The organism is Guptibacillus hwajinpoensis (genome assembly GCF_020171785.1).
Lineage (GTDB): Bacteria > Bacillota > Bacilli > Bacillales > Guptibacillaceae > Guptibacillus > Guptibacillus sedimenti.
Genome location: NZ_JAIVAE010000020.1, coordinates 42972 through 49054, shown reverse-complemented (window position 1 = coordinate 49054; position 6083 = coordinate 42972). Strand labels below are relative to the sequence as shown.

General features: G+C 40.8%; 8 protein-coding genes. 2 read left to right on the top strand and 6 right to left on the bottom strand.

The window, feature by feature from the left end:
* Positions 1–499: 499 nt before the first annotated feature.
* From LCL91_RS21220 to LCL91_RS21195, 6 genes are all read right to left on the bottom strand, one after another.
* On the bottom strand, positions 500–712 hold the full coding sequence (locus LCL91_RS21220; protein WP_224885367.1) for a hypothetical protein: 213 nt from the start codon (positions 710–712) through the stop codon (positions 500–502).
* Positions 713–862: 150 nt separating this feature from the next.
* Positions 863–1024 carry a YvrJ family protein gene (locus LCL91_RS21215; protein WP_098442652.1) on the bottom strand — a complete coding sequence of 54 codons (162 nt, stop codon included), beginning with the start codon at positions 1022–1024 and terminating at the stop codon, positions 863–865.
* A 73-nt stretch (positions 1025–1097) separates the two neighbouring features.
* Positions 1098–1316, bottom strand: coding sequence for a DUF2922 domain-containing protein (locus tag LCL91_RS21210; protein ID WP_166000532.1), 219 nt, complete (start codon positions 1314–1316; stop codon positions 1098–1100).
* Between the two features lie 37 nt (positions 1317–1353).
* Positions 1354–1572: a DUF1659 domain-containing protein gene (locus tag LCL91_RS21205; protein WP_160920463.1), complete on the bottom strand. Its 219-nt coding sequence runs from the start codon at positions 1570–1572 to the stop codon at positions 1354–1356.
* Positions 1573–1736: 164 nt separating this feature from the next.
* Positions 1737–2576: an aldo/keto reductase gene (locus LCL91_RS21200; RefSeq protein ID WP_224885365.1), complete on the bottom strand. Its 840-nt coding sequence runs from the start codon at positions 2574–2576 to the stop codon at positions 1737–1739.
* Between the two features lie 80 nt (positions 2577–2656).
* Positions 2657–3208 (bottom strand): NAD(P)H-dependent oxidoreductase, encoded by a 552-nt coding sequence (locus LCL91_RS21195; protein ID WP_224885363.1) that lies wholly within the window; start codon positions 3206–3208, stop codon positions 2657–2659.
* Positions 3209–3724: 516 nt separating this feature from the next.
* On the opposite strand from LCL91_RS21195, the gene hisD reads away from it, so the two are divergent.
* Positions 3725–5008, top strand: coding sequence for a histidinol dehydrogenase (gene hisD / locus LCL91_RS21190; RefSeq protein WP_224885361.1), 1284 nt, complete (start codon positions 3725–3727; stop codon positions 5006–5008).
* Positions 5009–5060: 52 nt separating this feature from the next.
* The gene (locus LCL91_RS21185; protein WP_224885359.1) at positions 5061–6077 is read left to right on the top strand and encodes a LacI family DNA-binding transcriptional regulator; all 1017 of its coding nucleotides are present in this window, start codon (positions 5061–5063) and stop codon (positions 6075–6077) included.
* The last annotated feature ends 6 nt before the right edge of the window (positions 6078–6083 follow it).

Sequence of the window (6083 nt, the reverse complement as noted above, 5' to 3'; positions counted from 1 at the left end):
CTTAATTCAAATGTAGAATGTGGTTTTCTCGCCATTACCTTTTTCCCCCTTAAACTCACTTGTCTCGTATCTTTATGATACCTCATGTGTCCATTATAAGGGGGTCAACCACTGTCACCACCCGAATATTGTTACTTAATGTCAAAAATCATGGCAGGCTTTATAAGGTAATTGATTGTACTTTTCATATCAAACCCTAACGTCAAACTCTGACCCGCTCTCCCAAGCCCCCTATCACTTTCCTCATTCTTTCTCTTTATCTTTCTTTCTCTTTCTTTCTCTTTATCTTCTTGCTCTTATGCTGTTTTGCTCTTGAACCGCTGAAGGCACTAGATCAGATAGGAAACATTGGACAGAGAATGACTACCTTTACAGCGCTGACAAAAAACATCAGCGCTGTAAAAGTAGCCGTCCTTTCGACTGAAGTATACTGAGACCTTCTGAGGTTTCCACCGTATCACCCGATTTGAACGCTTGAATTTCTTCAACAGCACGCTTTCTACACATCAAACCAGCCCAATGTGCGCCATCTGCGCGCTGCTACCGTACCGTAGTACGCCTGGTTACCTACCCGAACCGTTAACGGCCGTTCACGCCATAGCTTCTCACCACAGAAACCGGGAACTGTGTTTGATGGAGAACGCTGAATTTTCTGCATCGGCTTCAGCTCACCTGACAAGTTTTGTTTTCGAACGTGTGGTAGGCATTCCACGTTCTGATTAGCGGCGCACTGAAAGAAACCTCACCATCTCCAAATTTAGAAAGAGAGTTAGGAAGCCGCTGGTCGATATGAAGTTAGTTGAGACTTATGTATGGTAGAGAGGGCTTACTTAGCGAACCCTCTCTTCTTTTTTTACAGAGATCACCCTGTTTTTTGATTCGAACTTCGAGCGTTTAAATGATCTGGCAGCTGCAGTATGGTATCGTTCAGCGTATCGAGCTTCTGCTCAATGCGGTGTAGCAAGTAAAGCGTCACCACAACTGGAAAGCCAACATCGCTGATGAGAGACATCCAGGACTCCATTCGGTCACCCTCCCTGTTCGTTTAGTTGCCTTGCTAAAGAGGAAGGACAAGTGCCCTTCCTCTTTTCAATCCATTAACCGATGATAATGTCGTTCTCATTGCGCTCAATGATACGTGCGCCTTTTTTGGAAACAAGGTCGCCTCCGCTTGTTGTAAAACAGTTTTGTGCAAGGAGCGTATCCATCGCAGCGGCAATTGCAGCCGGATTTACGGGCTCGACTGGATCGCTTAACGTGATCGAGAACGGCTTATTGTCACGCGTGTTGAACTGAAGTTCGAGTGTTTTTGCCATGTCGGTTTTCCTCCTTTCTTCATCATTTGGAAACTAATTACGCCTGAAGATCAGACGAATCATTGCGCTCAACGGCGAACAAATTGTGCTGCTGAAGCGGTGCTAGCGCTAGTGCGACTGCGAAAAGCGCATCAGGCGTAGCGGATGTTTTCACGTTGTTAAAGTTCTTGCTGCGGAAAATCGATTTACCGTTTTCGTCCACGCCTACTTCAAGTACCATGCGAAGCTGCGTTTCCATTAGGGATGAGGTTGCCATGCTGATCACCTCCTTTCACCCTATATATCGATTGAAAAGTGGAAAAAGGGGCATTGCGGGGAAAATAAATTTTTAAGAACGAAAAAAAGCCGGTCCCATGGCGGGACCGGCTTGCGTATTCAAAAAGAAGGACTGCATCAGGTTGCAGCCCTTCTTCAAAGATCTTACATTTTAAAATCAAATTCATCAGGGTGTGGGCCGCTACGAGCATTGTCATTCAATGCATCCAGCTGCTTCATTTCTTCTGAAGTGAGTTCAAAATCGAAAAGATCGATATTTGCTTCAATGCGCTTGTCGTTCATTGATTTTGGAATGGTAATCACGTTATGTTGCAGATCCCAGCGAAGAATCACTTGCGCTACGGACTTGTTATATTTCTCTGCAATTCCGGCGATTGTTTCGTTATCTAACAATTCTCCTGCCATCAGTGGTGACCATGCTTCCACTTGAATGTTGTGTTCTTCGCAATACGTTCTTACTTCTTCCTGTGTTAAACGCGGGTGGAACTCGATTTGGTTAATCACAGGTGTAATTTCAAAGTTTTTGCAAAGATCTTCAAGGTGGTTAACCTGGAAGTTACTTACGCCAATCGCACGTACGCGTTTTTCTTTATATAGTGTTTCAAGTGCTTTCCACGGTTCCTGGTATTTGTTATCGCCAGGCCAGTGAATCAAGTAAAGATCGAGGTAGTCAAGACCTAGTTTAGAAAGACTTGTTTCATACGCTTCAATCGTTTCATCGTAAGTAAGGCCATCGTTCCATACTTTTGAAGTAATGAAAAGCTCTTCTCTTGTGACAAGACCTTCCTTAATCGCTTCATTGACACCCTGACCAACACTTTCCTCGTTACCGTAGATTGCTGCTGTATCAATGCTACGATAGCCTTTCTTAATTGCTGTTTTCACCGCTTCAACCAATTCTTGACCTTGTTCAACGCGGAATACGCCGTAACCTAGTTCAGGCATTTCAATATTGTTGTTTAATGTTTTTGTTTGTACAGTCATGTTACATGCTCCTTTCAAATGTCCTTTAATGGTTTTCCCGAAAAATCAATTTTAAACCATCCCGTTGTGGAAAGCGTGTTTTATTTACCAAACACTTCGCGATAATGATCGTGAAGTTTCGTTTTATAGTGCGCCATATTTGTTTCCTTCATCACATTGTGAATGGAGTAAGTTGGTAGCGGACGCATACCGATATATTGGTTCATCTTGTGAAGGTGATCGATCGCTTGATCAAGATCTCGTCCTTCAAAGAAGCTCTGTTCATTTCCAAACGCTGCCTCAGGTGCGTTCCAAGTAAGAGACAACATGTATTTCTTATCTGTAAACATTCCGCCCTGACCATAGCGATCTGATCCGATGAAGAAGATCTTGTCCATATAGACGCGATCGATGTATTTCTTAAAGTTACCTGGGATACTAAACCAGTAAATCGGCGTTTGCATGATAATCACATCAGCCCACTGCCACTTCTCGATTTCTTGCTCAACATCGTATTCTTCATCGACGATTGTTGTTTTCACTTCATAGTCTGAAGAGAGCACCTCTTTCCATTCCTCAAAGATCGTTTTGTTCAACTCACCTTTCGACTTCGGAAAATACTCATGTCCATTGATAAGTAGAATGTTTTTCATGTATCTTCACACCTTTCTAGCTGCTCGATTTCTTTCATAGTATAGATCTAATGAAATGAACTATTAAAGCGAGAAAATTATTACTTCCTGGTGCGTATGGAACTTTTCAGTGCGTGTCTTTGGTCGTATTTAAAATCCATTTAATTACTTTTATATAGGTGTAAAGTCTCGATAAAGGAAGGTAACCTAACCATAATAGAGGTTTTCCTGGTCGAAAAAGATAAGTATTTAGACCTAGTTCACAGTGGTGCCTGTCACCACCCGCTATTTGTCACAATTTGTAGAATAGAGATAAATTGCAACCAAACTTTTAACTATTCTGAATTTAATGGTTGAAAAAATAGCGCTTACATTTTATAATAGGTTTTGCATACGTATTCAAACCCTTTCATTTAGACATGTAAAGAAAGATTTGATCTTTATAAAAATTACTTTTTATTCTAAGGGCTTTATTTTTTGACCATTTTTGCATACGTATGCAAATCAGATTTAACTAATTGAAATGGAGTGAGATAATTGGCTATTTTTCTTAAAGAAGGTAGAAATCCTCAAGATGTACAAGAAGCTGACACTAAAGTTAGAGAATCCGTTAGCAAAGTAATTGCTGATATTGAGGCCAAAGGTGATGAAGAAGTTCGAAACTTATCTGAGAAATTCGATAAGTGGTCCCCTGAGCGTTTTAGACTTTCTGATGAAGAAATTAACGAAATTGTAAACTCTGTTCCAGAACAAGTTGTCAACGATATTAGATTTGCACAAGAACAAATAAAAAACTTTGCTGAACACCAAAAAGATTCTCTTCGCGATATTGAAGTTCAAACTCAACCTGGCGTATTTCTTGGGCATAAAAATATTCCTGTTAACAGTGTTGGCTGCTATATCCCAGGTGGTCGATATCCAATGGTTGCTTCCTCCCATATGAGCATTTTAACGGCTAAAGTTGCAGGAGTGAAACGCGTCATTGCTTGTACCCCTCCAATTAAAGGAGAGATCCCTGCCGCTACAGTAACGGCTATGCATCTAGCTGGAGCAGACGAAATATACATTTTAGGTGGTATTCAAGCAATGGGTGCCATGGCAATTGGCACAGAAACAATTGAACCGGTAGATATGCTTGTCGGACCCGGTAATGCTTTTGTCGCGGAAGCGAAGCGACAACTGTTTGGCCGTGTAGGCATTGACCTTTTTGCAGGACCGACAGAAGTTCTTGTTATTGCGGATGAATCATCCGATGCAGAAATTGTTGCAACAGACCTTCTCGGCCAAGCAGAACATGGACCAAATTCTCCTGCAGCACTGATTACCACCTCAAGAAAATTGGCAAATGAAACAGAAAAAGAAATTGAACGTCAACTACAAATTCTCCCAACAGCGGATGTGGCTGAGGCAGCATGGAAAGATTATGGATCAATCTTACTTGTTGATACTTTAGAAGAAGCAGTAGTAGAAGCGGATAAATTAGCTTACGAGCATGTAGAAGTACTAACAGAGGATCCGGAATACTTCCTTGATAACATGACAAACTACGGTGCATTATTCCTTGGTCCAGAGACAAACGTTGCATATGGAGACAAAGTGATTGGTACGAACCATACGCTACCAACGAAACAAGCAGCACGTTATACAGGTGGATTGTGGGTTGGAAAATTCCTTAAAACCTGTACTTATCAAAGAGTCACTCCTGAAGCAAGTGCGCATATTGGAGAATATGCTTCACGTCTTTGCGACCTTGAAGGATTTAAAGGTCACAAAGCTCAGGCGGATTTACGGGTAAGACGCTACGGTAACAAACAGCAATAAAGCGTAATATTTGATATAATTTCCCTGTCGATAACAGGCAGGAGGAAGTCAAATGAAAAACAAAAAAGTAACAGCTATGGACGTCGCTCGATTGGCTGGGGTATCACAATCGAGCGTATCCAGAGCTTTCAGTAAGAATACTAGTATTTCTTCTAAAAAGAAGCAGTTAATATTAGAAACTGCTGAAAAATTAGGATATCAGCCTAATGCCATAGCTAGAGGCCTCATTACAAACCAATCTCGGATTATTGGAATCGTTATGAGAGATATTGAAAATCCATTCTATCCTGAGATACTAAAATTATTTCATGAAATGTTAGCTAATAAGGGTTATCAAGTCATGTTTATTCATTCACGAAATGATGAAATTCAGGAAGATGAAGTTCAGCATTTAATTGAATATAGTGTTGAAGGTATCATCATTACTGATGCTCTATTAACCTCAAAGGCCGTGGAAAAATTCAGTCGTAATGGAATTTCTGTCGTGCTTTTCAACCGCTATGCAACTCACACAAAAAGCAATGCAGTCGTATGTGATAATTTTGTTGCTGGTAAGGAAATTGGCCAATATTTATTAAAGAAAGGACACAAACACCTGGCTTTTATATCTGGACACGAAAATACTTCTACGAGTATTGATCGTCAATTTGGTTTTGCTGAGTCGTTGAAAGAATCTGGAATTGACTCTTTTTTAATTGAAAACGGTAAGTATACTTATGAAGGCGGGTTTAACGCTGCAAAGAATCTACTCGCTCAAAAGAAGAGGATCGATGCTATATTTGTCGCGAATGATATTTCAGCTTTTGGGGCGATGGATTATTTAAAAAAGCAAAGCATTAGCATTCCAGAAGAGATCTCGGTCATTGGATTTGATAATGTAAAAATGGCAAATTGGCCCTCCTACTCTTTAACAACCTGGCACCAACCTATAAACGAGATGGTAGAGGCTACAATCCAGTTTTTATTTAAACTTATCGGTGGCTCGCTTGACCAGTCACAAATCAAAACGGTAGAAGGACATCTCGTGGAAAGAAATTCCGTCGCTACAAGGAAAAATGAAAAGTCATAAAGTTTG